The 26961-nt window shown below is 73.5% G+C and carries 18 protein-coding genes; 11 read left to right on the top strand and 7 right to left on the bottom strand.

The window, feature by feature from the left end; translation table 11 throughout:
- Positions 1–112: 112 nt before the first annotated feature.
- The gene (locus WMF45_RS16420) at positions 113–1081 is read left to right on the top strand and encodes a COX15/CtaA family protein (RefSeq protein WP_437717830.1); all 969 of its coding nucleotides are present in this window, start codon (positions 113–115) and stop codon (positions 1079–1081) included.
- Positions 1082–1140: 59 nt separating this feature from the next.
- On the opposite strand, the gene WMF45_RS16415 is transcribed toward WMF45_RS16420, so the two are convergent.
- Positions 1141–1815 (bottom strand): hypothetical protein, encoded by a 675-nt coding sequence (locus WMF45_RS16415; RefSeq protein WP_437717829.1) that lies wholly within the window; start codon positions 1813–1815, stop codon positions 1141–1143.
- A gap of 61 nt (positions 1816–1876) precedes the next feature.
- On the opposite strand from WMF45_RS16415, the gene WMF45_RS16410 reads away from it, so the two are divergent.
- The gene (locus WMF45_RS16410) at positions 1877–2452 is read left to right on the top strand and encodes a DUF99 family protein (RefSeq protein ID WP_437717828.1); all 576 of its coding nucleotides are present in this window, start codon (positions 1877–1879) and stop codon (positions 2450–2452) included.
- Positions 2453–2486: 34 nt separating this feature from the next.
- On the opposite strand, the gene WMF45_RS16405 is transcribed toward WMF45_RS16410, so the two are convergent.
- Positions 2487–3866 carry a hypothetical protein gene (locus WMF45_RS16405; protein WP_437717827.1) on the bottom strand — a complete coding sequence of 460 codons (1380 nt, stop codon included), beginning with the start codon at positions 3864–3866 and terminating at the stop codon, positions 2487–2489.
- 241 nt (positions 3867–4107) lie between these two features.
- Between WMF45_RS16405 and WMF45_RS16400 the strand changes: the two genes are divergently transcribed.
- The 4 genes from WMF45_RS16400 (at position 4108) to WMF45_RS16385 (ending at position 13402) form a co-directional block, all read left to right on the top strand.
- Entirely contained in the window at positions 4108–4710 is a 603-nt protein-coding gene (locus WMF45_RS16400) for a bactofilin family protein (protein ID WP_437717826.1), read from the top strand.
- A gap of 167 nt (positions 4711–4877) precedes the next feature.
- On the top strand, positions 4878–5708 hold the full coding sequence (locus WMF45_RS16395; protein ID WP_437717825.1) for a hypothetical protein: 831 nt from the start codon (positions 4878–4880) through the stop codon (positions 5706–5708).
- Positions 5709–6215: 507 nt separating this feature from the next.
- Entirely contained in the window at positions 6216–9359 is a 3144-nt protein-coding gene (locus tag WMF45_RS16390) for a PD-(D/E)XK nuclease family protein (RefSeq protein ID WP_437717824.1), read from the top strand.
- Entirely contained in the window at positions 9356–13402 is a 4047-nt protein-coding gene (locus WMF45_RS16385) for a UvrD-helicase domain-containing protein (RefSeq protein ID WP_437717823.1), read from the top strand. The genes WMF45_RS16390 and WMF45_RS16385 overlap by 4 nt, the downstream gene beginning before the upstream one ends.
- 71 nt (positions 13403–13473) lie before the next feature.
- Here WMF45_RS16385 and lon read toward each other — a convergent pair whose 3' ends face one another.
- From lon to WMF45_RS16370, 3 genes are all read right to left on the bottom strand, one after another.
- Positions 13474–15888 carry an endopeptidase La gene (lon, locus tag WMF45_RS16380; RefSeq protein WP_437717822.1) on the bottom strand — a complete coding sequence of 805 codons (2415 nt, stop codon included), beginning with the start codon at positions 15886–15888 and terminating at the stop codon, positions 13474–13476.
- Between the two features lie 52 nt (positions 15889–15940).
- Positions 15941–16792 carry a hypothetical protein gene (locus tag WMF45_RS16375; RefSeq protein WP_437717821.1) on the bottom strand — a complete coding sequence of 284 codons (852 nt, stop codon included), beginning with the start codon at positions 16790–16792 and terminating at the stop codon, positions 15941–15943.
- Positions 16793–16875: 83 nt separating this feature from the next.
- Entirely contained in the window at positions 16876–17451 is a 576-nt protein-coding gene (locus tag WMF45_RS16370; RefSeq protein WP_437717820.1) for a hypothetical protein, read from the bottom strand.
- A 128-nt stretch (positions 17452–17579) separates the two neighbouring features.
- Here WMF45_RS16370 and WMF45_RS16365 point away from each other — a divergent pair, with 128 nt between their 5' ends.
- The 4 genes from WMF45_RS16365 (at position 17580) to WMF45_RS16350 (ending at position 21831) form a co-directional block, all read left to right on the top strand.
- On the top strand, positions 17580–18209 hold the full coding sequence (locus tag WMF45_RS16365; protein ID WP_437717819.1) for a peptidoglycan-binding protein: 630 nt from the start codon (positions 17580–17582) through the stop codon (positions 18207–18209).
- Positions 18199–19134: a hypothetical protein gene (locus WMF45_RS16360; RefSeq protein WP_437717818.1), complete on the top strand. Its 936-nt coding sequence runs from the start codon at positions 18199–18201 to the stop codon at positions 19132–19134. Before WMF45_RS16365 ends, WMF45_RS16360 begins: the two co-directional genes overlap by 11 nt.
- Positions 19135–19238: 104 nt before the next feature.
- Positions 19239–20753, top strand: coding sequence for a peptidoglycan-binding protein (locus tag WMF45_RS16355; RefSeq protein ID WP_437717817.1), 1515 nt, complete (start codon positions 19239–19241; stop codon positions 20751–20753).
- Positions 20754–20781: 28 nt separating this feature from the next.
- The gene (locus WMF45_RS16350; RefSeq protein WP_437717816.1) at positions 20782–21831 is read left to right on the top strand and encodes a hypothetical protein; all 1050 of its coding nucleotides are present in this window, start codon (positions 20782–20784) and stop codon (positions 21829–21831) included.
- A gap of 154 nt (positions 21832–21985) precedes the next feature.
- Here WMF45_RS16350 and WMF45_RS16345 read toward each other — a convergent pair whose 3' ends face one another.
- Positions 21986–23947, bottom strand: coding sequence for a hypothetical protein (locus WMF45_RS16345; RefSeq protein WP_437717815.1), 1962 nt, complete (start codon positions 23945–23947; stop codon positions 21986–21988).
- Positions 23948–23952: 5 nt separating this feature from the next.
- Positions 23953–24963 (bottom strand): PEGA domain-containing protein, encoded by a 1011-nt coding sequence (locus tag WMF45_RS16340; protein WP_437717814.1) that lies wholly within the window; start codon positions 24961–24963, stop codon positions 23953–23955.
- A gap of 175 nt (positions 24964–25138) precedes the next feature.
- Here WMF45_RS16340 and WMF45_RS16335 point away from each other — a divergent pair, with 175 nt between their 5' ends.
- Positions 25139–26893 (top strand): OmpA family protein, encoded by a 1755-nt coding sequence (locus WMF45_RS16335; RefSeq protein WP_437717813.1) that lies wholly within the window; start codon positions 25139–25141, stop codon positions 26891–26893.
- Positions 26894–26961 lie beyond the last annotated feature (68 nt).

Genomic DNA, 26961 nt, shown 5'->3' with positions numbered 1-26961 from the left:
GCGGTCGCGCGCAATCGCGAAGGCAATCGCGGGGGTTGCCCGGGCAAGTCGCCCCTGCATCGCCGATCTCGCGCGGGCTGCCGTCGCGCTGGTTTCGCGGTAAGGACCCGGCATGACTCAGGCGCGGTTCTGGAAGCTCGCTGCGCTCGCGCTGGCCTTCACGCTCGGCGTGATCCTGTGGGGCGCGTTCGTGCGCGCGACCGGCTCGGGGGCCGGCTGCGGCAGCCACTGGCCGACGTGCAACGGCGACGTCATCCCGCGCTCTCCGAGCGCGGCGACCTTCATCGAGTTCACGCACCGCGCCACCTCGGGCGTCGCGTTCCTGCTCGTCGCGCTGCAGCTCGTCTGGGCCTTCGTCGCGTACCCGTCGGGCCACCCCGTGCGCGGCGGCGCGGCCGCGTCGATGCTGTTCATGATCACCGAGGCGGCGGTCGGCGCCGGGATCGTCCTGCTCGAGTACGTCGCCCACGACGCGTCGGCGGCCCGCGCGATCTGGATGGCCGTGCACCTCATCAACACGTTCCTGCTGGTGGGCGCCATGACCTGCACCCTCTACTGGGCGCGCGGGGGCCGGCGCGTGCGCCTGCGCGGCCAGGGGGTGACGGGCGCGCTGCTCGGCGCCGCGCTCGCGGGGGTCCTGGCGGTGGGCGTGACCGGGGCCATCGCCGCGCTCGGGGACACGCTCTTCGCCGCGGCGTCGCTCCGCGAGGGCCTGGCGCAGGATTTCTCGCCCGCGGCGCACTTCCTGCTGCAGCTGCGCGTGCTGCACCCGACCGTGGCGGCGGCCGTGGGCGTCTACCTCCTCTTCGCCCGCGGCGCCGTCGCTGCCCGGCGCCCCTCGCCCGAGGTCGCGCGGCTCTCGGCGGCGACCGGAGCGCTCGTGCTGCTGCAGATCGGCGCGGGGCTCCTCAACCTCTTCTTGCTCGCGCCGGTGTGGATGCAGCTCGTCCACCTCCTGCTCGCCGATCTCCTGTGGATGGTCCTCGTCACGTTCGCCGCGGCGGCGATGAGCGAGTCGGCCTCGGCGGCGGACGCGGGCCCGCCCGGGGAGAAGGCGCGGCGGGAGGCCATCGCCACCTAGTTGCCCTCCCGCGGTGAGCTCGGCCGCGTCCCGGGCCCCCGCCGCGGCCAGCCGGTGCTCTAGAGATCCGAGCTCTCCTCGTCGCTCCCGGGGTCCTGCGAGATCGTGCGGCGCTCCGAGCGCTTGCGCGCTCCCTCGGCCGGCGCCGCGGAGCGCTGCTCGGGGACGGACGGGGGGAAGTCGACCTGGAGCACCATCCCTTGATCGGTCTCGAGCACGCGGTAGGTCGCGTCGGCCTGGGTGCGCAGGTCGATCACCATGTCGAGATCGTTGCCCTGGCCGACGAGCTGCACCTGGGTCACCGGGGTCGCGAAGAACGACGTCACGAGCGGGAAGCGGTTCGTCTGGATCGCCCCCGCGCCCTTCAGCCGGTAGACGAGGCGTCCGGCGGCCTTCGACTCGGCGACGTCGACCTTGCCCCCGTGGATCTGCACGAACACGCGCGAGCCCCCGGTCGGGAGCATGCGGAAGCCGGGGAAGGTGGCGACCGGCCGCCCGGCGAGGCTCGCCTGCGCGTCCTTCTTGGGCTTGCGCGCGCGCCCGGGGCGCTTCGGCGCGCCGGCGCTGCCGCCGCGCGGCTTGTTGACCGCCGGCTTCTGCGGGGCCGCGGCCTTCTCCGGCGCCGTGGAGGCCTTCGGGGCCGGCTGGGCGGTGGCGCCCTGCGCGACGGCCAGCGACGAGGCGAGGCCGAGGGCCAGCGAGAGGCTCAGCGAGAGGTGCCTGGAAGGTCGCATGCGACCAAGTACAGCACGAGCGCCTGGCCCGGCAAAGACGGCAGCACGGTAAGCTCCGCGTGTGCCGGCCCGCGCTCCACGCTTCTCGCATGTCATCGGCGTCGACGACGCGCCGTTCGCCCGCGACCACCGCGGCGACGTGCAGGTCGTCGGGACGGTCTTTTCGGGGCTGCGCCTCGAGGGCGTCCTCTCCACCCGCGTGAGGCGCGACGGGCGGAACGCCACGCCCGCGATCGCCGCGATGATCCGCGGCTCGCGCTTCTACCCCCAGGCGCAGGTGGTCATGCTCCAGGGCATCGCGGTGGCGGGCTTCAACGTCGTCGATCTCGCGGCGCTGCACGAAGCCCTCGCGCTGCCGGTCGTGGTGGTGGCGCGGCGCCTCCCGGACCTCGACGCGATCCGCGACGCGCTGCTCTCGCGCGTCCGGGGAGGGCGCCGCAAGTGGGCGCTCATCCAGCGCGCCGGCCCGATGGAGCCGGTCGCGGGCGTGCACGTGCAGCGCGCCGGGATCTCGCTGGACGACGCGAGCGCGCTCATCGCGCGGCTCTCGGTGAACGGCCGCCTCCCCGAGCCCCTGCGCGCCGCGCACCTCATCGCCGGCGGGTTGACCACCGGCGAGAGCCGCGGGCGCGCGTAAGTGGACGCTGACGAGCCGCGACGGCTCGCGCGCGTCAGAGCGCCTGCCGGCGCGGAGCGCTGGCGGTGCCCGCCTTCTCGGCCTTCTTCCCGCGGCCTGTCACCTTCGAGTAGATGACGTCGAGGTTGGCGTTGATGTCGAGATAGAACTGAGCGTCAGGGCTGTAGAAGAAGTTCCTGCGCTGGCCGTCCTCCCCGAGCTGCGCCGTGGTGTTGTTGTAGCCGAGCGTGAGGTCGACAACCTCGTAGACCGGGTAGCTCACGTTGATGTCGAACGCCGTGTTCGGGAGGTAGGTGGCCCCGTCGAAGCGATACGGGGCGCAGCCGGTGCTGATCTCGATGCATCCCTCTCCGAGCTCGGGCTTGAACCGGCTGAGCAGCCCGAAGCTCGCCCCCAGCGAGAGGTCCTTGTAGAGCGGCACGTCGAGATCGAGGCTCGTGGTCAGGCGATTGAGGACCTGAGCATACCCACTCAGCTGTTCGTCGAGCTCGCTCTCACCGCTCGGGTTCTGCCGGAGTCGTCGGATGTCGGGGTTCACCCGCATGATCGATCGGGAGAACAGGTGGGCGTACGTCACGCCGAGCGTCGCCGTCACATGGTTGAGTCCGTCGGCCTTCGAACCGAGCAACTTGATCTTCTGGATCACCTGCGGGCCAACCGACACGGTGAAGTAGTCGCCTGAGTTCCAGCTCTGCGGCGAGGTCGGCAGGATCACACGCAGCCGCATGGCGGCATCCGTCTTGTACTCGCCTTTGTTGGCGCCGCCGCTCTCCCAGAGCGCACGGCTGTACCGGGCGCCGAGCGACATGTCCTTGAGCTGCGGCTCCCGGTACGTGGCGGTGGTGTCGCTGTTCGTGAGCTCGACGAGCCAGCCGATCTCGGCAGAGAGCGACACCTTCTCCTTGGGGCGATCGAGCAGGTAGTAGTTCGGCCGCAGCGTGAAGTCCCAGCCGTAGACCTGGATATCGGGCGTGTACTCGCCGCCGACGCCGAAGAGGGTCGTGCTGCCGGCCTGGTTCCAGGTGAAGCTCGTCCCGCGCCAGCGCAGGGTCGTCTCTTCGTCCTCCTCCTGCACGGCGTCCGCCGCGGTGGCCTGATTCCACTGCACAACCGGGGAGACCGCCGCTGCGTCCGGCCGCGGAGGCTCCGGGGGCGACGGCGGCTCCGCCGGAGGCTGAGGCTGCGCGGGGGGTGCTGGCTCCGTGGGCGGAGCGGCAGCGGGCACAGCAGCAGGCGCGCCGGGCGCAGCAGCAGGCGCGCCGGGCGCTGCCGGCGGGGCGGCCGGTTGCTCGGTCGGCTGGAGCGGCGTGGGATCGACCGGCGGAGCTGTCGGCGGCGCGGGCGGCGTCTGCGCGGACGCCACCGAGATGCTGCCCAGGACACCGGCAGCCACAAGCAACGATCGGAACGTCATCTCCACTCCCTCTCCTGGTCGCCTCGGACCCTCACGCTCCACCGCGCGCTTGGCCAAACGTCGGCCCCACTCCGCGCGCCCCCGGCGGTCAGCGCGCCAGGACACCTGCTCGGTCCGCCCTCTCTGCAGAAAACGTACCCTGCCGCAAGGACCACCCAAGCATTGGTAATCATTCAACAACCACGGCCGCCGCCGCGCGCCCGTTACGGGGCTGACGCGCACCCCCGTTGCGAATGTGACGATGCCTGAAGTAAGCCAGCGGGCGATGGAGCCGATGTCCTTTCCGGGCGACAGGGATTCGCCCCTCTCGCCGCGATCCCCAGGAAGCCCCCGCGGTGACGACGGCGGGGGCCACCGGCCCACCGAGATCAACGCCCTCCTCGGCCGCGGTACGCACTTCGAAGGCAAGCTCTTCTTCGAGGGCCGCGTGCGCATCGACGGCAGCTTCCGCGGCGAGATCCGCGGCGAGGACGTGCTCGTGATCGGCGAAGGGGCGCTCGTGATCGGGGAGATCCACGTCGTGACGTGCATCGTCACGGGCGGCGAGGTCCAGGCGAGCATCCGCGCCCGCGATGCCATCGAGCTCTACGCTCCATCCAAGGTGACCGGCGCCTTGCACGCGCCCGCCATCTTCATCGACCGCGGCGTGCAGTTCGACGGCTCCTGCAAGATGGCCCCGCTCGACGAGGAGCCAGGTGAGCGGCCCCTGCGGCCGCCCGCGTCGTCGTCCGAGCCCGACGCCGACGCTGCGGGACAGGCCGCGAGCGCCGCGCCCACCACGCCCACGACCGACGACAGCGCGCAACGCGGCGTGAACGCGAAGCGCGCCGACGCCGACCGCTGAATTCCGACCTCGGCCGAAGAAAGCATGTTTTCTGTAGTGCGCAGGCGTGCGGCCGCGTGCTGACGGAGTTACATGTAGCGAGGGGCTGCGGTCTCGCCGCCCGAGGCGCATGTCCGCGACGTGGGGGGGAGCCCGCGCTGACGGACGTCGCTCGAACAGGAGAGTCCATGAAGAAACTGTGGTCCCTGTCCTTGATCGCCTTCTCGCTCACAGTCCTCGCCCTCTCCCTCTCGCCGCGCGCGGCCCGCGCCGCCGACGCCGAGTCGGAGAAGCTCGCGTCGCTCGGGAAGGCGCTCCGGTACACGCTGAAGACCACCGGGCCCGTCGCCGCGATCGACACCGGGGGCGCGGCGATCCTCGTGAAAGCGCCCCTGCCGACGGTCCGGAAGATCATCACCTCCTACGGCAACTACAAGACGTTCATCGGCCCCTTCGACCAGAGCCGCGTGCTCACGAAGCGCAAGGGCACGAGCGAGGTCTATCTCCAGGTGCCGATCCTGAACGGCGCCGCGCACATCTGGACGGTCGCCGACATGTCGCCGCCCATCAAGGACGGCGCCGACGAGGTGATCTCCGGCCGCCACAAGCGCGGCAACGTCGCCGACTTCCGCGCCCGCTGGCGGCTCCGCGCCGTCGATGAGCACCACACGATCCTGAAGCTCGAGCTCTTCGTCGCCCCGAAGCTCCCTTTCCCACCCTCGGTCGTGACGACACAGCTCGTCAAGGCGGCCGACAAGGCGGTGACCGCTGTGCGGAATCGCGCACAGTCCGAGGCGCCCCCCGGCGCCGGGGCCACCACCGCCGCCGCCACCGACATCCCGCCGGGCGCCGCAGCGAGCACGTCCGCTGCCGCGTCCGCTGGCGCCGCGCCCGCCGCGCGAGGCGACGACCAGAGCAGCGTGACGGCGGCCCCCGCCGTGCTGCCAGCGAGCGTGGCCGATCTGCCGCCGGCCAACGACACGAGCGTCCGCCGCGACAAGGACGTGGCGCGCCGCTAGCTCTCCCCGCAACCGACCCAACCGACAGGGCGCCTCGCGACAGAGCGCCCAGCCACCCCTTCTCCCCTTCCCTACTTCCGTCCGCCCTTCCCGCTCGGTCTACCGAGGCGGCTCGCGTTCCCGTCGTGACGCCCGGTCGCCTCCGATCGCCGCCGCCCAGCGCTGAGCCTGTTGAAAACCCCGGAGCGCCCCGGGCGTGCTCCGGCGCGCGCTCGCCGGGTGCAATTCCGCAGATCTACGGAGGCTACGGCCTGGACCGTCCGGGGTTCCCAACAGGTTTTTCAACACGCATTCCGATTTGCCCACAAGAATTCCCACATTCCGCGGGATTTTTTCAACACGGCGCGCCCCCGGCGGAGGTTGCGAGGGGACGGATGCATGAAGTAAAGCGTCTGCCGTGAGGTACCCCTTGCTGGACGTGCATTCAGATGCGCCGGCGCCCTCTCAGCCCCCTGCCGTGGCGGGCGCCTGCGCTTCCCGGGAGCGGCGCTCGGCCGTCTCGCGGTGGTGAGCAGAACATCGCTCCTCATTGTCCCGACCGAGCGGCACGTTGAACGCGAGCTCGCCTCTCTCGATCTGCGCGACGCGCGCAGCGCGGACCAGGAAATCCGCTCACGGTGGAGCTTCGTCTCCGAGGCGCTCGCGCTGCTGGCGCCGGACGCCGCCATAGCGAGCCCTCACACCACCCGCCTCGCCACCCGGCTCGCCCTCGACGCCCTGCCGCCGGATCGACTTCGGCAGCCGGCCGAGCCCGCCGCGCGCGTCGCGCTCGCGCACGCCCTCGACCGCGCCCTCGGGAGCTTCCGGCGCGCCGGGACCTCCCCGGCGGAGCTGCGGGCGCTCGGGACCCCGTACGCGATCGCCATCGCCGAGGTCCTCGATCGGGCGGACGCCGCCCTGCGGGCGGCGGGCCTCGTCGACCCGCGCTGCGCGGGGTCCCTGCTCGCGCGGGCGCTCCGCTCGGCCGGCGCGGCCGCCGCGCTCCCGCTCCCGCGCAAGGTCACCATCCGCGGCGCCGTGGCCTGGGAGCCCGACGATCTCGCCTGGGTCGAGGCGCTCCACGCCGCGGTCCGCGCCCGCGGCGGCGCGGGCGTCACCGTCGAGCTGCCCGCGCTGCCGGACGACGGCGCGGCGCCGGTCGCCGACGCCCTGGAGCGGCGCTGGGCCTCGCTCGAGGACGCGCCCGAGATCGCGTGGGTGCCCGACGGCGGAGCGGAGCCGCTCGCCGCCATCGCGGCGAGGACCCCGGAGGGCGAGGCGCGCGCCGCCGCCGCCGAGGTGGCCGCCGCGCTCGGCCGCGGGATCCCGCCGGAGCGGATCGCCGTCGTCGTGCCGGCGCTCGACGACGCCGCGCTCGAGCCCCTCCGCGCCGCCCTCGCCGACGCGGGCGTCCGCTCGTCGGAGCCGCGCGGCCGCGCCGCCGCGAGCTGCCCCGACGGGCGCGTCGCGCTCGCCATCCTGCGCCTCGCCGTCGGGCCGGTGCGCCGCGAGCAGGCGATCGAGATCCTCCGCGCCCCGGGGGTCCACGCCGGCGCCTGGATGGACCGCACGTCCGCCGCCGAGGCGGAGCGGCGCTCGACCGACCTCGCCCACCGGCTGCGCGACGTGCCGGTCGAGGTGGATCGCACGGGCCGGCTGCTCATCGACGGCCTCATCTCGGTCGTGGCGGCCCGCCGCGCGGACCGCCGCGCAGGGACGGCGCGGCCGGCGCCGGCGACCGCGCAGGAGGCGCTGAGCGACCCGGAGCTCGCCCTGGGCCTGGAGGTCCTGGGCGGCGCGTACGGCGACGAGGACGGCGACGACGAGGCGTGGATGCCGCACGCGCTGGAGCGGCTGCTCGCCAGCGCCCGCTGGATCGGCGAGGCGACGACGCGGCCCGAGATCGTGCGGCGCTTCCTGTCGCTCCTCGACAAGCTGGGCTTCGGCGAGCCCGGGATCGAGGAGCTCCGCGCCGCGCTGCGCGGCGAGCGGCGGAGCGGCGGCGCGCTCGCGCTCGAGGCGATGGGCGCGATGGGCCAGGGCGCCCGGGCTGCGCGCGCGATCCGCGAGCAGGCCGAGGCGCTCGCGCGGGCCGCGTACGACCTCGGCTGCGAGGAGCGCCCCGCCACAGCGGCCGAGATCTACGCGGAGCTCGAGCGGGCCGCGGCCGAGCAGGGCGCCGGGCCCCGCGGCGACGCCGGCCGCGCCGGCGCTGTGCGCATCGACGTCGCCGCGGGGTTCACGGCGCTCGAGCATGACGTGGTGGTGGTGACCGGGCTCGACGCGCGCGCCTACGGCGGAAGCCCGGGCGCGGACGAGACGCTGCTCGGTGAGGCGCTCCGCGGGCGGCTGCCGGCGCCGAGCCGCCCCGCGTCGGGGCGCGAGCGCCAGGCGGCCCAGCGCGCGGAGCTCGGCTGGGCGCTCGCCGGCGCCCGGCGCGTCGCCCTCTGCTACACGCGCGGCGTAGACGACAGCGAGCCGAACGAGCCGCACCCGCTCTTCATCGCGGCCGCGGGGGCCGGCGCGCCCCAGCGGACGGAGCCCGCCTCGCGCGTCGCCCCGGACGCGGCGCCCCTCGGCCCGCGCGACGCGGAGCTCATCGCCCTCGCGGGCGGAGGGCGGCCGGCGGCGGACCTCGCGGAGCGGATCCGGATCGAGCGCGCCCGCGCGGACTTCTTCCTCGATCCGCGCGCGCCGATCGACCTCCACACGGGCCGCGTCCTCGTCGACCGCGATCCCGCGCTCGCCGCGCAGCTCAGGGCCGCGATCGGCGGGGCGCACCCCGACAGGCCGATCGCCGTCACCCACATCGAGCGCGCCGTGGGCTGCGCCTTCGCCGCGTTCGCCCGCCGCGTCCTGCACGTGCGCCGCGCCGAGGATCTCGCCGAGTCGGCCGACGCGCGCGAGCGCGGCACGCTGATCCACCGCGCCCTGCAGGCCTCGTTCGAGGCGCTGCGCGAGCTCGGCCCGGAGCGCGATCCGGCCGAGCAGCTCGCGGCGGCGCGCGCCGCGGCCGAGGCGGCGCTCGGCGCCTCGGCGCCCATGGCCCCGCTCCGCCGCGAGGCCGTCGAGAAGGCGATCGCGGACGTGATGGAGGTCGTGGCCCGCACGCTCGACGGAGACGGGGAGGACGCGTCGCCGGAGCTCCGCTTCTTCCTGGCCGAGCGGCGCTTCGGCGCCGGAGAGCCGCCCCCGTGGCAGCCGCTCGAGCTCCCCCCGCTGTCCGACGAGGAGGACGGCCCGAGCCTGTGGGTCGACGGCCAGATCGACAGGCTCGATCGATCGACCGACCAGCGCGTCGTGCGGGTCGTCGACTACAAGACCGGCAAGCTCCCCGACGCCAAGGAGCGGCGGAGGGCGCTCCAGCTGCCGCTGTACAGCGCCATCGCGGCGCGCGCGCTGGGCGCGGAGGAGGTGCGGGCCGTCTACATCGGCGTGCGCCAGCGCGGGCTCATCGAGCTGTGGCCGCGCACGGCGGACGAGCAGCGCGCGCTCGCCGAGGGCTGGGCCGAGGCCGCGCGCACGGCGCGGGCCGCTGTCGTCGCGCTCTGGGAGGGCAAGGCCGCGCCGCGGCCGACGCTCTCGACGATGTGCGCGCGGTGCGACGCGCGCGACGTGTGCCGCCGCCCCGCGGTCGTGCCGAGCGACGAGGCCGCGGAGGAGGTGGCGTGAGCGACGCCCCGCGCGGCGCGGAGCTCGCCGGGGGCGACGCGCTCATCTACGCCTTCCGCCGCAACGTCGTGGTCGCCGCGAGCGCCGGCACCGGCAAGACGCACCGCCTCACGGCGCTCTACGTGCTGCTCACGCTCGGCCTCACCTCCCTCGGCCTGCCCGACGCCGCGTCCGCCGCGCCGCCTGTGCCGCCGGACCGCATCGTCGCGACGACGTTCTCGCGCGCCGCAGCCCGGGAGATCGCCCACCGCGTCGAGCGATCGCTCCGCGAGATCGCCCGCTGGAACGGCGAGGCGGACATCCCCTTCGCCGACATCCTCCGGGCGCGGCAGGCGGCCGTCGCCGGCCTCCCCGGCGCCGGCGGCGGCGCGTCGCTGCCCGTCGCCGAGCTGCGCAAGCGCGCGGAGGAGGCGATCGCCCGCCTCCCCGCCGCGCGCATCGACACGCTCCACGGCGTCGCCAAGCAGATCGTGGACAGGCACGCGATCGCGATGGGGCTCTCGCCCACGGCCCGCATCCTCGACGAGGAGGAGGCGCAGGCGCTCAGCGACCTCGCCGTCGACGAGGCGCTGAGCCGCGCGCTCGCCGAGGGGGGCGAGCGCGCCGAGGCCGCGCGCGCGCTCATCGCCGCGACGGGCGGCGTCGAGGCCGCGCGGAGCGAGGTCACGCGGCTGCTCGACCGGCTCGACGAGGACGGCCTCGCGCCGCGCCGGCTCGCCGTGTCCGACCACGCCGCCGAGGCCGGCGCGCTCGCGCGGGAGCTCCGCCGCCTCGCCGCCGGGAGCGCCGCGCTCGGCAGCGCCGCCTTCCGCGCGCCGGCGGCGGCGCTCGTGGCGGCGCTCGGCCGCGAGGACGGCGGCGCGCCCTTCCCCGCGAGCGCCGCGAGCGCCCCGCTCATCGAGCTCCTCACGCAGCGCAAGCCGCACAAGAGCAAGTCGACGCCGGCCGACGAGGCGCTCATCGCCTTCCGCGAGGCGCTGCCGGGCGAGAAGCACCGTGACAAGGCGCAGCAGCTGCTCGGCTTCCTCCGCGAGGCCCCGGCCCTGTCGCGCCGCGAGGCGCGGATCATCGAGCTGCTGGAGGAGATCCGCGAGCGGCTCTCGGCGATCCGCCGGACCGAGGGCGGCCTCGGGTTCGGGGATCTCCTGCGCGCCGCCCGCGACGGCCTGCGGGACGATCCGGCGATCGGCGCGGCGGTCCGCGGCTCGGTCGACGTGCTGCTCGTCGACGAGTTCCAGGACACGAGCGCTGTGCAGCGCGATCTCGTGTACCTCCTGCGCGAGCGGGACGACGCCGCCCTCTCGCGTCCGGCCGGCGCGGCCCCGACGGCGGCCAGCCTGTCCGGTCATGGCCTGTTCCTCGTCGGCGATCGCAAGCAATCCATCTACGGGTTCCGCGGGGCCGACGTCTCCATCTTCTGCCGCGTCTGCGCGGAGCTCGCCGGCGCCGCCGCGGGCCGCGCGCTCGAGCTGGCGCCCGCGCTCTGGTCGCCGGACCCGAGCGCCGATTTCGTGGCGCTCCGCGAGAGCCGCCGGTCGACGCCCGAGCTGCTCGCGTTCATCAACGCCTTCTCCGCGCGCGATTTCGCCCAGGATCGCGGCTCGGGCGACGGCGGCGCGGACGACGGCGACGCGGGCGCGCCCCGGGCCTCGCCGCGCGAGTTCGAGATCGCCTACAGCGCGGCCGAGCACCTGGTCGCGGCGCCGGGCAGGGCCGCGGAGGGCCCGACGGACGTCGTGCTCGTCAGCGACGGCGGCGGCGCTCCCGACGGGGTCGACGCCCTCGTCCGGGACGCGCGCGGACAGCTGCGCGAGGCGCTGATCGCGGCCGCGTACATCGCGCGGCGCGTCCGCGGCGCGGGCGGCGACGGCGCCGCGACTGGCGACCTGCGCTTCCGCGACGTCGCCGTGCTCACCCGTCGGAGGAGCACGATCCCGCTCGTCGAGCTGGCGCTCGCGCGCCTCGAGATCCCGTACGTGGTGGCCGGCCGCGCGCTCTTCGACGCGGCCGAGGTCCGCGATCTGGCCGCAATCCTCCGCCTCCTGCTCGATCCGCGCGATCGCCTGGCCCTGGCGACCGTCCTCCGCGGCCCGGTGGTGGCGCTCTCCGACACGTCGCTCGCGCTCCTCGCGCCTCCTGGCCGCGGCCTCGCGGTCCCGTTGCTCGGCCGCTGGCCCGCCGCGTTGGCGCAAGGTGTCTGGTCGCCCTCGCCCGAAGACGCCGAGCTCGACGACGGGCGCCCGCTCCCCGTCCTCGCGCGCCTCCCCGCGGGCGATCGCGAGCGGCTCGAGGCGTTCCGCGCCCGTTATGCCGGCCTGCGCCGCGCCGCGCTCCGCTCGACGCCGGGCGAGGCGATCCGCGCCGCGGTCACCGCCTTCGATCTCGACCGCGTCATCGCGGCGCTCCCTCGCGCCCAGGCCCGCCTCGGCAACGTCGACCGCCTGGTCTCCATCGCCCGCCGCCGTGGCGGCTCGCTCGCGAGCTTCGTCCGCTGGCTCGACCGCCGCATCCGCGACGAGGCGGACGAGCCCGAGGCCGCTGTCTTCTCGCCCGAGGACGACGCCGTGCGGCTCACGACGATCCACGCCAGCAAGGGGCTCGATTTCCCGGCCGTCGTGCTCCTGGATCTCAACGCGGAGCCCCGCGCGGCTCAGCCTGGCCTGAGCTACGTCCCCGCCGCGGGGGACCGCCCTGCCGCCCTGCTCGTGCGCCACTTCGCGCGGATCATCGACGGGCGGTCGCGGACCGGCTCGCTCCACGACGCGGAGGCGTCGGCGCGCGGGCCGTTGTTGCCCGTCAGCACGCCCGCGCTCCAGGCGGCGCGCGCCGAGGTGCGGGCGCGGGAGCGCGCCGAGCGGCAGCGGCTCACGTACGTCGCGATCACGCGCGCCCGGCGCGAGCTGGTGCTCGTCGGCGCCGAGGCGAAGCCACGGAGCGGCTCGGCGTGGCTGACGCTGAAGGCGGCGGTCGACGCCGAACCCCGGGCCACAGCGGAGGCCGACGGCGAGCCCCGCAGCGCCGCGGCGGACCTCGGCCTCGAGGCCTCCACGCCGCTCGCCGGCGCCATCCGCGCGACGCTCGACGCCAGCGCGCTGCTCGCCGGGGCGAAGGCGCCCGCGCCTGGCACCGACGCGTACGCGCGCGCCGCGCCGGCCCCCCGGGCGCCGCCGGCGACAGGGCCGGCGCGCGCCCAGACCGTGCTGGTCGCGGCCGCGTCCCTCGCGGCGTTCCAGGCGTGCCCGCGCCGCTTCCGGCTGCGCCACCTCCTCGGGATCGGCGAGCCTGCCGGCGGGGACCAGCTCGGCCTGTTCGACGTCGAGGGCCCGCCCGAGCTCCCGGGCGAGGAGCGCGTCGAGCTCGAGGACGGCGCGGATCCTCGCCCTCCCGGTCGCGCCGTACACCGGGTGCTCCAGCGCTGGCCGCGCGCGCGCTGGGGTGAGCCGACCGAGGCCGAGGAGGTCGTCGCCCGCCTCACCTTCGAAGGGTTCCCGCCGCACGGCCCGGACGTGCTGCGCACCGCAGAGCGTGTCGCGCGCTTCCTGGACGGCCCCTACGCGCGGCAGGTGCGCGCCGAGGAGGCGTCGCTCCTCCGGGAGGAGGCGCTCGTGCTCGACGTCGAGCCCCAGCGCGCCGGACGACGGCGCGGCGCGAGGCTCGCGCTCTCGTTCGCCGTCGATCTCGCCGTCCTGCACCCGGGCGGCCTCGTCGACGTCGTCGAGTACAAGCGCGCGCGCCCCCGGGCGGATCTCTCGCCGTACGAGCTCCGCCTGCGCGCGGTTGCGCTCGCGCTCAGGAGGCGCCACCCCGACCGCCCCGTCCGCGCAGGCGTGCTCTTCGTCGGCGCCGAGGTCGAGCCCGTGTGGCTCGCGGCGTCGGGCCCCATGGGGACCCTCACCGACGACGAGCACGCGCGGTTCGAGCGCGAGCTCGCCCGGCTGGCCGAGCGCTTCGCCGAGGCGAGGGCCGAGGATCGCTTCGACGGCGTCCCGGTCGAGGCGTGCCGCAAGCTGCGCTGCGGCTTCGTGCGGGCCTGCCACGGCTAGCATCGCCGCGGCCCCCGGAGCGCGCTCGAAATCGAACGAAGGCGGGAAGGCGCTCGTGGAGCGCCCTGCCGCTACACCCCCGCCTGCTCCTCGACCTCCTCCTGCGACGCGCTCTGCGCCGGAGCGCGCCGCGGCGGCTCCAGCACGAGCGGCAGGATCTCCTCCATCGACGACACCATCGTGATCTTGATCTGCTCCTTGACGTCCTGCGGTACGTCCTCGAGGTCGCGCCGGTTCTTCGCCGGGATGAGCACGTGCCGGATCCCGGCGCGGTGGGCCGCGAGCAGCTTCTCCTTGACGCCGCCGACCGGCATCACCCGCCCGCGCAGCGAGATTTCCCCCGTCATCGCCACGTCGCTGCGCACCGACGCCCCGAGCAGCAGCGACGCCACCGCGGCGAACATCGTCACGCCCGCGCTCGGCCCGTCCTTCGGCGTGCCGTGCTGCGGGATGTGCACGTGCAGATCGATCTCCTTGAGCCACTCCGGATCGAGGTGCAGCCGATCGGCCTTGCTGCGCACGAAGCTCACCGCCGTGCTCGCCGACTCCTGCATCACGTTCCGCATGTTGCCGGTGAGCACCACGTTGCCCTTGCCCGGCATCTTCGTCGCCTCGATGAAGAGGATCTCGCCGCCCGCCGGCGTCCACGCGAGGCCGGTCGCGACCCCGGGCTGGAGCGTCCGCTCGGCGATCTCGGGGCGGTGCTTGTGCGGGCCGAGCACCTGCTCCACGTGCTCGGGCGTCGCCACCTCGCGCACGTCGTGGCCCTCGGCGACCTTCACCGCCGTCGCGCGGCACACCGCCGCGATCTGCCGCTCCAGGCCGCGCACGCCGGCCTCGCGCGTGTAGTGGTCGACGACCGCCTCGATGCCCGGCTCCGTGAACTCCAGGCGCTCGTCCGTGAGCCCGTGCGCCGACAGCTGCTTCGGCACAAGGAACTCCCGCGCGATCCCCAGCTTGTCCGTCCGCGTGTAGCCGGGCACCTCGATGACCTCCATGCGGTCGACGAGCGGCCCCGGGATCCCGTCCCAGTTGTTCGCGGTCGCGAGGAACATCACCTGCGACAGATCGAACGGCAGGTCGAGGTAGTGGTCCTGGAACGTCGAGTTCTGCTCCGGATCGAGCACCTCGAGGAGCGCCGCCGCCGGATCGCCCCGCAGGTCGACGCCCATCTTGTCGACCTCGTCGAGCACGAGCACCGGGTTCTTGGTCCCCGCCTTCTTCAGCGCCTGCAGGATGCGCCCGGGCAGCGCGCCCACGTACGTGCGCCGGTGCCCGCGGATCTCCGCCTCGTCGCGCACGCCGCCGAGCGCGATCCGCTCGTAGCGGCGCCCCATGCTGCGCGCGATCGACTTGCCGAGCGACGTCTTGCCGACGCCGGGCGGCCCGATGAAGAGCAGGATCGGCCCCTTCTTGTCGGTGCGAAGCTGCCGGATCGCCGAGTACTCGACGATCCGCTTCTTCACCTTCTCCAGCCCGAGGTGATCCTCGTCGAGGCAGCGCCGCACGCTCTCGACGCTCAGCTTGTCCACCGTCGTCTTGGACCACGGCAGATCCGCGATCCACTCGAGGTACGTCTTGGTCACGTTGAACTCGGCCGACTGCTGCGCCATCGAGCGCAGCCGGCTGAGCTGCTTGCGGACCACCTTGTCGACCTCCGCCGGCACCTTGGCGCGCCGGATGCGCTCGCGGAGCTCCTCGATCTCGTCGTCGTCGCCGCCCTCGCCGAGCTCCTCCTTGATCGACTTCATCTGCTGCCGGAGGATGTACTCGCGCTGCGACTTGCCCATCTCCTCCTGCACCATGGAGGAGATCTCCTTCTTGACCCGCAGCACCTCGAGCTGGCGGCCGACCATCGCGAGCACGAGGCGGACGCGCGCCTTCACGTCGAACGCCTCGAGGATCTCCTGCTTGTCGCCGACCGAGGCCTGCGCCTGCGGGAAGTTCGAGGCGATCAGATCGGCGAGCGCGCCCGGCTCGCGCACGTTGTCGAGGATGCCCGCCGTGTCGCGCGGCAGGTTCGGCATCAGGCCGAGCACCTCGCGCGTCGCCTCGCGCAGGCCCGCGCCGAGCGCCTCGAGCTCCACGTCGCGCACGAGCGACTCCGGGATGCGCTCGATCCGCGCGCGCATGTACGGCTCCAGCGAGAACGCCGACTTCACGCGGAAGCGGCCGAGCCCGTTCAGCACGACCGAGTAGTTGTTCGGGCCGAGCCGGATGACCTTCACCACGCGCGCGACGGTCCCGACGGAGTAGAGCTCCTTGAACGTCGGCTCGTCCACGTCGGGCGACCTCTGGCTGATCACGCCCACCAGCGCGCGCTCGCGGCCGAGGAGATCCTCGACCAGGCGCACGCTCCGCGGCCGGCCGACGTTGATCGGCACGACCGACATCGGGAACAGCACCGAGTTGCGCAGCGGGAGGATCGGGACGCTATCCGCGTCGGGCGAGGGAGGCGTTCGCGAAGAAGGATCGCCGGTCGGCATGCAGACAACCCTAGTACAGCGCTCTTCTCGAAGCCATGACGCGGGCGCGCCGCTAGAAGTCCTTGATCTTCCAGACCCCGTGCTCACGCGTGAAAGCGACCGTGCCGCCGGCGCCATAGGCCATCGACGCGCTGTCCCCGGTCTCCTCGATGGTCGCGGTCGGCAGCGCCGCCTTGATCGCCTGGACGACCCGGTTGATCTGCTCCTTCTGCGGCCCCTCCCAGGCGCTCTTCAGCTTCTCGGGCGTCAGCTGCGCCGCGGCGGCCGCGGCCTTGACCGTCCCGGGCCGACCGCCAGGCTTCTGCGCCGCGTCAGCTCCCGCGGCCGCCGGCGCGGCTCCAGGTCCGGCGGGCTGCGCCGGGCCCTCGCCGCCGGCGCGCGCGGAGCCCGCCTCGCCGGGCGCGCCTGCCTCATCGGGCGCGGCGCCCACGGGCTCGACGAGGCCTTCCCTCTCGGCGTCGGGAACGTAGCGCATGATCACGTCGTAGCGCCTCCGCTCGAAGGCCCGCAGGAACCCCACCAGCGCCTGCCGGGGCGTCGCCTGACCGTAGAGATCGACCGCCGCCGCGTCGAGCCGCCAGCGACCGCCCTCGAAGACGAGCAGGAGCTCCTCGCCGTTCGGCATGGTGACCGTCGCGGTCACCACCGGATCGGCCGCGGGCCGCGCGATGGCGCGGGCGATCTCGAGCGCGTCGTCCGGGTTGTCCCGCACCGCGCGCCGGAAGGCCTCGAGCGACATCGACCGCTTGGCCTCGTCCGAGAGCAGCCGGTAGGCCGCGTCGACGCGCCCCTCCTGGAGCGCCTGCGCGTAGGCCCGGAGCGTGTCGCTCGGGCCCTGCTGTGCGTAGCTCGATCCGCACGCCGGGAGCGCGAGGGCGAGCAGGAGAAGCGCCGTGCGTTTCACGGATCGCGCCATAGCACACGCGGCGGCGAGCGCGCAGGCCCTGCACGGCCGGCCATCCCTGGCCGGACTCCGGGCGGGCGGACCTAGGCGACGGGGCGCCAGTCGTCGCCGTGGAGCTGCGGGAACGATACCTTGCATGTGCCCGGATCTATCCCCTGAAGCAACGCTTGCCCGTTCTGATCGAGCAGCCCTTCACGAACCGACTGATCGGGCAGCTCGATACGATATTTCATGAACGGTACAGGCTTCGGCGGAGCTCCGTCGTCCATGAGCTGGATCGAGATCCAGTCCTTGTCTCCCTTAGCCGGAGGGTCGGGCACCCCGCCCCTGGAGGACTCGGGCTTTGTGACGAGGGCCGCGCCCGCCGAGACACGTCGCACGCGGAACGCGTGGAGCCTGCCGTCGGCGAACGCCTCCCGCAGCCGCGCTCGCAGCCTGCCCGGATCGAGCCCGACGCCCACGGCCACGGGATGGCCGAGCGCCTCGCAGATGTCGATGAGGAGCAACCTGCCCCAGGTCTCGTCGGTGAACCACGCGTCCACGCGCCACGTCGCTTCCAGCGCGGAAAGCACTTCAGCCCCCTCGGGCAGCGACCCACCGAGGCGCCGTACGATCCACACCTTCTCGGGGAAGCAGCCGACATGCCAGCTATGATGCATTGTTGAATCAGCTCCCTCCGAAGCACAAATGTATCTGGCTGTGCCGGCGGGGTAAAGCGCCGACGCAGAGCCCGAGAGCATGACGTGCAGGGTTGCCGCTCCGAAAGGGCCCTGGTAGGTTCGGCCGAATGCCTCAGAAGCACGTCGTCCGCCAGGGAGAGCACCTGGCGTCCATCGCAGCGCACTACGGCTTCGCGAACGACGATGTGATCTGGCAGCACCCGGACAACGCGGAGCTCAGCCGGGAACGGAGATCGCCGTACGTCCTCGCGCCGGGCGATACGCTCGCGATCCCCGATGCCGATGCGAAGGAGGTCGAGGCGAGCACAGGGAGGATGCACCGCTTCGTCCTGAGAAGCACGTGGCTCCAGCTCGCGGTGCGCCTGCTCGACTGGCGAGATCAGGCGCTTCACGGCGCTCGCTGCGAGCTCGCGGTCGACGGCATCGCCGAGGAGATGACGACGGACGGTGACGGCGTCGTTCGTAAGCGGATCCCGCGCGACGCCCGGCGGGCAACGCTCACGTACGGAGGGGTGGGGTACGATCTCGCGATCGGACACCTCGATCCGGTCGAAGCGCCGGCGGGGCTTTCGGCGCGGCTGAACGCGATGGGCTACTGGGCGGGCGATCCTGGCGACGCGGACGAAGACATGCTCCGCTTCGCCATCGAGCTCTTCCAGTACGATCACGGGCTGACGGTCGATGGCGAGCGCACGCCGTCGCTGGAGGCAGCCGTCGAAGATGCTTATGGCTGCTGAGCGCGGCGCACGGCGCGGCTCGGCGTCCGGACGCCGCACCGCGAGAGGACGCCTCGCTCGCTGCTACGTCCTGATTACCCTGGCGGCGCTCGGTGGATGCGGCAGCACGCGATCGGAGCCGCCGCCCAGCGGCAGTCGGTCGCCGCTGGTGGCCGTGCCTCCGGTGCCCCCGAACCCGACGCGCGATGCTGCGCTGGACGCCGTGCCGGACGCATCGGCGCCGCCCGCACCGACGACCGCGACGGATGCGGGGGCCGGACTCACGACAGAGCCGAGTGTAGCGGCCGAGGCGCTCGACGACGCGACGCTCGATCGCCGGGTCTTCCGGCAGGTCCTTGTCGGAGCGCTACGCTACCCGCCGACTCGACTGACGTGGGTCCTCTTCCGCGGCGCGACGCGCGCGCGATTGCAGGTATTCTGCCAGGTCGGCAAGCCTCCCACGCAGCTCGGGATGTCACTCAATGGTGACGAGAACGACGAGACTCGGTGGCCCGCGCCCACCATGACCGTATACACCGGCGCGCGCGCGTCCGAGGACCCACGCTCCTATCGTCTCTCCGCAACGGCCGGCCCCGCCGAGACCGGCTGCGGAGTGATGCCAGGCGCCTTGGGCCTCCGATGCCGCCCCGACCATGTCTCGGTTCTTTCAGCGGGCGCCGCCCTGATCCCAGGCAAGAAGACGGACGGCGATGAAAAGACGACAGCGCGCTGGCAGCCCGCATCGCGATCGCGGGTCGAGGCGCTGCGCTGTGATCTCGCGGTGGACGGCACCCCGGCAAGCTGGCCGGTCCGTTACTCGATGCGAGAGTGGCCGCTCGTGTTCGCCGCTCCGAGCGAGGGCGCGCCCGGCATCGAGTGGGCCCACGAGAACTCGGATCAGGTCGTCCAGGAGGGCGGTTACCGTTGGATGCCAGCGCCGCATTGAGTAACAGATTCAAGAATTCGCGTTGACACGCTTGCAGCCACACGCAACGCGACAGCGTCAATCCCGACCCGCCGACGAAGCGTGGTCTCCTGAGTGAACATCGCATGACAGAGTGGCTCGACGACGATCCGGAAGGCTTTGCAACGCAGGACGCGCTGGTCTCGACCCAGGGCCCTCGCGTGAGGCTGCCGTTCTACGTGGCACCGGCGACCGACACGCGGTTCAATACCGTGCGCCCATCGATCGCGCCCATCGCGTGCTGGCGCCTCAACGAGGCGCTGTTCGATCTCGACTCCTCGCTGCTCAAGCCGGGGGTGCGGGCGAGCGCACCTCGGTTCGCGGCGCTCCTGCGCGCCAACGAAGGATCGCTCGCGGCGGTATTCGGCCACGCGGACGCGTCAGGCCTCGACGATTACAACCGAGGCCTCAGCGTTCGCCGCGCCCAGGCGCTCTACGGGCTCCTCACCCGCGACGTGGCCCTCTGGGAGAAGCTCTATGAAGAGCCGCTCGGCAACGACCGCTGGGGGACTCGCGCGGTGCAAATGATGCTGGGCGCGCTGCTCGACCCCGCTGCCGATCCGGAGCGTCCTTACTACGCGGGAGATCCAAGCGGCATCGAAGACGGCCCCACCATCGCTGCGGTGCGGCGCTTCCAGGCCGATCGTGGGCTCACCACGGACGGGGACGCCGGGCCGAAGACGCGCGCAGAGCTCTTCGCGGCCTACATGGATGCGGTATGCACCGATGCCGCCGGACAGCCGTTCTCGATGACGCTCGACAGGTTCGTCGGTCGGGGCGAGGATCCGCTGGGCAAGGGCGCGCACCAGGGGTGCAGCGAATTCAACCCCGTGCTCGTCATCTCTCAAGCCGATCAGCGGAAGTACGACTCCGGTGCGGCTCCTCGCGCCGAGCGCGACGCGCGGAACGCGTCAAACCGTCGCGCGATGGTGTTCCTCTTCCCCGGCGATATTCCGGTCACCGCCAGCGCCTGGCCGTGCCCCCGCGCCGACGAGGGCTCCGCCGCCTGCCGCAAGATGTTCTGGCCCGACGGAGACCAGCGCCGCCGCCCGGACCTCGAAGCTCGCGAGTATCGAAACGATCACCGCACCATGGCGTGCACCTGGTACGACCGGTTCGCGCGCTTTTCGCCGTGCGAGGGTCGGACGTACACCCAGATCACCATCACCCTCCGCAACCGCTGGGCGGAGCTCATCGCGGGCGCCCCCTACCGGATCCAGGCCGCCGGTCGCTCGCGCGTCGGTCGCGCGCCTGACGGGGTGGCGACGATCACGGTGCCAGGCGTCCCGGAGCGCTGCCTCGTCGAGTGGGGCCGCACCGAGGACCGGGGCATGGACGAGATGGAGGGGCCACCGCCCTTCCGCCTGGAGCTGTACGTGAACTACGATATCGGCACGATCGAGGAGCAGGCCAGGAAGCGATTGCACAACATCGGCTATCCTGACACCGATCCTCTTGACGCCGCGGTACGCGCATTTCAATGGGACATCGGCCTCTCCGCGACCGGGACGCTCGACGAGTCGACGCACCTCGCGCTCGTCGCGGCGCACGGCACGCTCGCGACGCCGGTGGTATCGCTCGACGAGGCCGACCGTGGGTAGGGGGCCCGTCCCTGCCGTGCCTGCGCGCGTGTTGGCGCTGAAGACGCCACCCTTCCCGAACACGTATGCGGACCCGCTGAGGCCGAACGCCAAGCTCCAAAAGGCGCTCGACGACGCCGTCGCGGCCGGGCCCGGCACGAGCTGGCGGACGGCCGTGGCGATCGTCTCGCTGGAGCCCGATGGCTCTCGCCCGATTGCACACTTCAGGGGCAACGAGGTACATTTCTCGGCCAGCCTGCTCAAGGTCGCGGCGATGTACTCGGCCTTCGAGCTCCGCCGCACGCTGCGAGACATCGCCGCGGAGCTCGGCGGGAGCACGACCAAGGCGGCGCTGCTCAAGGACGCAGCGCTGTACCTCGATCCCGCGATCCTGACGCGGGTCTCATCGATACCGGCGCTCAAGGGCGTCCTCAAGTTCCACGCGGTACCGCAGTACGCGAGCACGTTTGACGTCCTCCCGTTGAGCCCGGGGCCGGGCTTCACCGTGAACTTCTCGAGCGCTTTCCAGGGCCACCTTGAGAAGATGATCGCGATCAGCGACAACGGCAGCGCCGCCCAGTGCGTGCACGGATCCGGCTACGGCTATCTGAACGGCGCGCTCGCGTCGGGAGGCTTCTTCGACGCGGCCACCAACACCGGTATCTGGTTGGCGGGGGACTACACTGCCAAGTACCCCTACTTCCGCATCGATTCCGTGAACGACGGGAAGGTCGCCCAGGCGACCACCGCGACTCACCTCGCGCGGATGTACACGCTGATGTACGACGGCACGCTGGTCGGCGGCATCAGCAGCGGTGAGATGAGGGATCTCCTGGCCAAGGCGGTCGCCGTGCCGGAGGTCTTCATCGACCGCGCCTCGCCGCCCCTCAACTTCACGGTGACCCACACGAAGGTGGGGCTCGCCCAGCTCAAGCCGGTGAACGGCGGCAGCAACGTCTACTCGGAGGGCTCGATCATCCAACACGCGTCGGGCCGCGAGTTCGTCGCTGTGTGGCAGAACTTCCTCTTCGAGTCCTCCGGGTTCGATCCGGTCGGGCACGTGGTGCGAGACACCATCGACAAGTACCTGAGGCCATGACACGGAGCCAGGTGCCGTCACCTCGATGACGCGCGGAGCAGGCCGAGGGCGAGCTCGACTCCGCCGGGTAGGGTCGAGCCCGCTGGACAGCCGGGATCTTGCGCGGTGAACCGGTGCGCTGGCCAGGGCGAGCCAGGCGCTCAGGTCGCCCCGGTCACTTCGCGCGCTTCAGCACCGCCCCGTCCTTCACCGGCGCGCCGTCGCTGCCGTCCGGCGATCCCTCGTTGATCCAGTAGACGGTCGCCTCGTCCACCGCGATGTCGCCCGGCCGCGCCTGCCCCGAGGCCAGCACCTCCTGCTCCCCGCCGCCCTTGGGCATGCGCACGACCGTCCCCGCGTCGCGCCGCGTCCAGTACACGTGCCCCTCGTCCACCGCGAGGCCGTTCAGCTGGCCCTGATCCGACGCGATCTCCTCGGGCGCGCCGACCTCCGCCCCGCTCAGATCCGCCCGGAAGACGCTGCCGCCCTCGAAGCTCGCCCAGTAGACCGCCGCCGCGTTCCCCTCCCCGTCCACGTCGAGCGCGATCTCCCGCGGCGTGAGCTGCTCCGCGGCGATCGTCACCGAGGCCTCTCCCACGCGGCACGCCACCGCCCCGTCGGTCCTGCCCAGCGTGCCCTGGTACGTCCAGCACACGGTGTCCCCCGCGCTGGCCACGCGGTAGGGCGACGAGAACGCCGTGCCGGGCGGCGTGAGGTCCTCCGGCGCGCCGAGCGCGACCTCCGCGCCGCTGCCGCTCAGCTGCGCCCGGAACACGCCGCCTCCCCAGAGCTCGGTCCACGCGAGCGCGCCGCCCGAGAGCGCGAGCCCCTCGGGCTGCTCCAGATCCGCGAGCAGCACGCGCGGCTCGCCGCCCGCGAGCGGGACCACGCTCAGCGTGCCGTCCTCCGCGCTCGTCCAGAAGGCCACCTGCCGCGCCTCGTCGATCGCGAGATCCCGCGGCGAGGCCTGCGTCGCGCCGAGGATCCGCGGATCGCCGCCGCCGATGGGCGCCGTCTTCAGCTCCCCGTCCTCCTGGGCCATCCCCTCCCCGTCGAACGTGGCGCCCGCGATCCACGTCACGCCCCCCGCCGCCACCCGCAGCGACACAGGGTGGACCTGCGCCACAGCGATGGGGACCGGCGCCGACGCGTCAGGCCTCGTGGACTCGCCGCCCAGCAGCGCCGACCAAGGGCCGCACGTCGGCAGATCCGTGCCCTTCCTGCGGCACTGCCCCTCGCCCGCCGCCGCGATCGCGAGCCCCGCGAGCTTGCCGCTCTGCGCCCGCCGGCACACCTCGACCGGCAGCCGGAGCACGTTGCCCTCCTCCACCCGGAAGCCCGCGTCGCTCTCCGCGTCGAGCGGCACGAAACACGCGCTCTCGCCGCAGATGCCGCCGCCCTGCGTGAGCAGCGCGACGTTCACGTCGCCGCTCGGCGCGGCGGCCCGGCAGACGGTGCCGTCCGCGGCGAACGCCTCGAGATCGACCGGCGCCGACGCGGCGCCGGCGAAGCACTTCAGCGTGTCGAAGCAGAGCCCATCGCCGTCGCCTGTCCCGCCGCCGAACACGGCCAGAGCCTCGTAATCGGGCAGCTCGCTCGAGTCGACCTCGCGCGGCACGCAGGAGCCCGCGACGCAGCTCTGGCCCTCGGGGCAGCTGTTCTTGACGAGCACGTTGCCCTCCGCGTCGCGCAGCGCGTTGCCCTGCGCGTCGCGCTCGACCTCGGCCGAGCCGTCGCACAGGAACTGGATGGGCATGTGCAGCGTCGCCGTGCGCCCCTCGGGCACCGTCGTCAGCACCTCGCGGAGCAGGCGCACCCCGTCCTTCCCGCCGCGGCTCGCGATGACGCGCACCCGGAGCGCCTGCGACGGGTCGTCGGGCGTGAGGAAGCCCAGCGTCGCGGGCAGGAGGATCGACCCCTCGCTCCCGAGCCGCTCGAACGTCTCGTCGTAGACGACGGACCCGTCGAGCGTCGCCTCGATCCGGACCGTATCGATGTCCTTCGGCAGCGACATGTCCGTCTGGAAGACGACCATGAGCTGCCCCTTCTCGCCGCCGCAGGCCGAAACCCCCGCCGCCGCCGCGAGCGCGAGCAACGCCGCCGCCGACACCGACCTGGTCCGCTTCGTCCGTTTCATCCGCATCAACGTCTCCCTCCGAAGCCGAGCGGGACCGTGCCCAGGCTGCCCTGCTCCGCCGGCGTCCCCGGCTCGAAGAGCAGCGAGCCCGCGACGAGCGCGCCCGCGAAGATCGCCGCGCCGCCGCCGATCCAGAGCCACTTGCTCGCGCCGCCCCGCTGCGCGGCGCGCTCCAGCGACACGTCGATCCGGCGGCGCTCGTCGTCGCGGACCAGGATCTGCGCCTCGTGCGGCGTCATCCCCGGCGCCGTCACCCGCAGCGCGTGGGTCCCGCTCTGCACCGAGCCCTCCCAGCGGCCCTTGCCCACCACCTTGCCGTCGATCGCGATGAGATCGTCCTGCCCCGCGGCGACGGCGAGCCGCCCCCGGTGCAACGCCCGGTCGAGCCGCGCCACGAGCGCCACGCTGTCGCCGCCCACGACCTTCACCTGCCGGACGAAATCGACGAAGCCCGGCTTCGACACGCGGATGCGGCGCTCGCCGATGTCGATCGGCACCGGCGCGGCGAGCGGCGTCGTCCCGACCGGCTCGTCGTCCACGAACACCGCGGCCCCCGGCTCGCTCGCCGTGATCGCGAGGAAGGACACGAACGCCCCGGCCGCCTTGATCAGGTCGGCGATGTCCTGCTTGTCGCGGGCCGACAGCGCGGCGCCCGCCTCGGCCTCCATCCGGCGCAGCGTCGCGATCATCTTCGCGTAGCGCCGCAGGTTCTTCTGGCAGAGCGCGACCTTCCAGAGCAGCCGGTGATCGCGCGACAGCTCGTAGGCGCGCTCGTACCGCGCGAGCGCGCCCGCGTAGTCACCGTCGTCGAACAGCGCCGCGCCCGCCCCGTGCTCGGCCCTGGCCATCCCGGTCAGCGACTCCGCGAGCGGCGTCTCCGCCGGCGGCGTCGCGGCGGGCGGCGTCGCGGCGGGCGCGGAGCGCGCCGGCTGGGCCGCGGCGACGCTCGCCGCGAGCCAAACGCCGAGCGCGGCCGCGATGGCGCGCCCCCAATGGCCCAGGTGCTTCCCTCGCATCGATGCTCCTTGCTGGCGGAGGCACGCCGCGATGGCCGCGCTCCGACTCTCCGACTCTCCACCTCGGATCACCGCGATGCTACCCGATGCACGCGCCGCACGAGCAACTGTTGGAAACGTCTCGGACAAATCGCCTTTGCTCCGCTCGCGGTGGCGGGGATACCATCCGGCGCCCATGAGAGGCTTCATCACGGTGGGCGCGGCGCTCGCGGGCGCGCTGATCGGCATCGCCCTCGGCCCGTCCTCCGCGCGCGCGGAGGGGCCTGGCGCCGTCGCGCTCAGCCGGTTCGAGCCGACACCCGCGGGTGATCCGCTCTTCGGTGTGCCGTCGCCGTTCATCGGAGGGCACCTTGTCCCGCGCGGCCTCGTGCTGTTCGACCACGCGGAGGATCCGCTCACGCTCGGAGGCGGCGCCTCGCCCGAGCGGGCGATCGTCGGAAGCCAGTCGCTCCTCCACGTCGGCGGCTCCCTCTCGCTGTGGGATCGGCTGCTCGTCTCGGCGTCGCTGCCGCTCGCGCTCGCCCAGAGCGGCGACGGCGCCGCCGCGGCGGCCGGCGCAGGCGCGCCCGAGGCGCCCTCTTCCCCGGCGCTCGGCGATCTGCGTCTCGGCGTGCGCGTCCGGCTGCTCGGCGACGACGGTGACCCCTTCCAGATCGGCACGAGCGCGTCCCTGCACCTGCCCACGGGCAGCTCGGACGCATACGTCGGCGAGGGCGCGGTCCGCGTCACGCCGCAGCTCCTGCTCGGCGGGCGGGTCGCGCGCGTCGTGTGGAGCGTCGCGGCCGGCGCGGTGATGCGGAGCTCCGAGAGCCCCTCGACGCTCGCTTATGGCGGCGGCGCGGGCGTGCTCCTCTGGGACGAGCGGCTGCAGCTCGGCCCGGAGGCGTACGCCGAGACGATGCTCCAGGGCGGCTCCCTGTCGCTCACCGCGCGCGAGCGGGTCGAGGTGGAGAGGACGACGAGCGCCGAGTTCCTGCTGGGCGCGCGGTTCCGCCCCCTCGCCGGCCTCGTCGTCGGGGCGGCCGCCGGTCCGGGCATCGGCGACGCGATCGGCACACCGTCGTTCCGCGCGATGGGGACGGTGGCGTGGGCTCCCCCGGCGCCGCCGCCCGCCGGCGCGGCGGCGGACGTGGGCGCGAACGCGGATCCGGACATGGACGGCATCCCCGGCCCGCGGGACGCGTGCCCGTACGCGCACGGCCCGGCCAGCGCCGATGCGAAGAGGAACGGCTGCCCCGTCGAGGACGAGGACGAGGACGGCGTCGCCGATCAAGACGACCTCTGCCCCCATGCGGCCGCGGGCTCCGGGGGCGGCGACCCGTCGCGGCGCGGCTGCCCCGCGGACCAGGACGGCGACGGATTGCCCGACGCGCTCGACGCGTGCCCGACAGAGAAGGGCGACGCGGCGGGCGGCGCGACGCGCCCTGGCTGCCCCCCTGCTCCTCGCCAGCCCACGGACCAGGACGGCGACGGCCTGCCCGACGACGCCGACGCGTGCCCGCGCGAGAAGGGCCCGGCGAGCGGCGACGCAGGCTCGAGCGGCTGCCCGACACGGGTGCGGGTGCAGGGCGAGCAGATCGTGCTGCTGGAGCCGGTCGTGTTCCGCGTGCTGAAGAATGACCCGGCGCCGATCGATCCGAAGAGCGAGGCGGTGCTCGCCGAGGTGCGCGACGTCATCGAGCAGCACCCGGAGTGGGTGAAGATCGAGGTCTCCGCGCACACGGACGGCGCCGGCAACGCCAGGTTCAACGAGACGCTCTCGACCGCTCGCGCGGAGGCCGTGCGCCGGTGGCTCGTCGGGAAGGGCATCGCGGCCGAGCGGCTGGTCGCGAAGGGATACGGGGCGAGCCAGCCGATCTCGGACGACAGGAGCGCGGCCGGGAGGGAGAAGAACCGGCGCGTGCAGCTCCTCGTCCTGGAGAAGAGATAGCCGGCGGGCGACGTCGGAGCGCTGACGAGCGCGGTTGAGCCGTCAGGCGCGGCCCGGGGAGCGAGAGA

The sequence above is a fragment of the Sorangium sp. So ce448 genome (assembly GCF_051520915.1).
GTDB lineage: Bacteria > Myxococcota_A > Polyangia > Polyangiales > Polyangiaceae > Sorangium > Sorangium cellulosum_B.
The sequence above is the reverse complement of the archived record's forward strand: the minus strand, read 5'-3'. Positions and strand labels throughout refer to the sequence as shown.

Excerpts from the sequence above, each read along its gene's own strand:
- WMF45_RS16420 (WP_437717830.1), top strand. The coding sequence starts at position 113 with ATGACTCAGGCGCGGTTCTGGAAGCTCGCTGCGCTCGCGCTGGCCTTC.
- WMF45_RS16415 (WP_437717829.1), bottom strand. The coding sequence starts at position 1,815 with ATGCGACCTTCCAGGCACCTCTCGCTGAGCCTCTCGCTGGCCCTCGGC.
- WMF45_RS16405 (WP_437717827.1), bottom strand. The coding sequence starts at position 3,866 with ATGACGTTCCGATCGTTGCTTGTGGCTGCCGGTGTCCTGGGCAGCATC.
- WMF45_RS16400 (WP_437717826.1), top strand. The coding sequence starts at position 4,108 with ATGCCTGAAGTAAGCCAGCGGGCGATGGAGCCGATGTCCTTTCCGGGC.
- WMF45_RS16395 (WP_437717825.1), top strand. The coding sequence starts at position 4,878 with ATGAAGAAACTGTGGTCCCTGTCCTTGATCGCCTTCTCGCTCACAGTC.
- lon (WP_437717822.1), bottom strand. The coding sequence starts at position 15,888 with ATGCCGACCGGCGATCCTTCTTCGCGAACGCCTCCCTCGCCCGACGCG.
- WMF45_RS16370 (WP_437717820.1), bottom strand. The coding sequence starts at position 17,451 with ATGCATCATAGCTGGCATGTCGGCTGCTTCCCCGAGAAGGTGTGGATC.
- WMF45_RS16365 (WP_437717819.1), top strand. The coding sequence starts at position 17,580 with ATGCCTCAGAAGCACGTCGTCCGCCAGGGAGAGCACCTGGCGTCCATC.
- WMF45_RS16360 (WP_437717818.1), top strand. The coding sequence starts at position 18,199 with ATGGCTGCTGAGCGCGGCGCACGGCGCGGCTCGGCGTCCGGACGCCGC.
- WMF45_RS16355 (WP_437717817.1), top strand. The coding sequence starts at position 19,239 with ATGACAGAGTGGCTCGACGACGATCCGGAAGGCTTTGCAACGCAGGAC.
- WMF45_RS16345 (WP_437717815.1), bottom strand. The coding sequence starts at position 23,947 with ATGAAACGGACGAAGCGGACCAGGTCGGTGTCGGCGGCGGCGTTGCTC.
- WMF45_RS16340 (WP_437717814.1), bottom strand. The coding sequence starts at position 24,963 with ATGCGAGGGAAGCACCTGGGCCATTGGGGGCGCGCCATCGCGGCCGCG.
- WMF45_RS16335 (WP_437717813.1), top strand. The coding sequence starts at position 25,139 with ATGAGAGGCTTCATCACGGTGGGCGCGGCGCTCGCGGGCGCGCTGATC.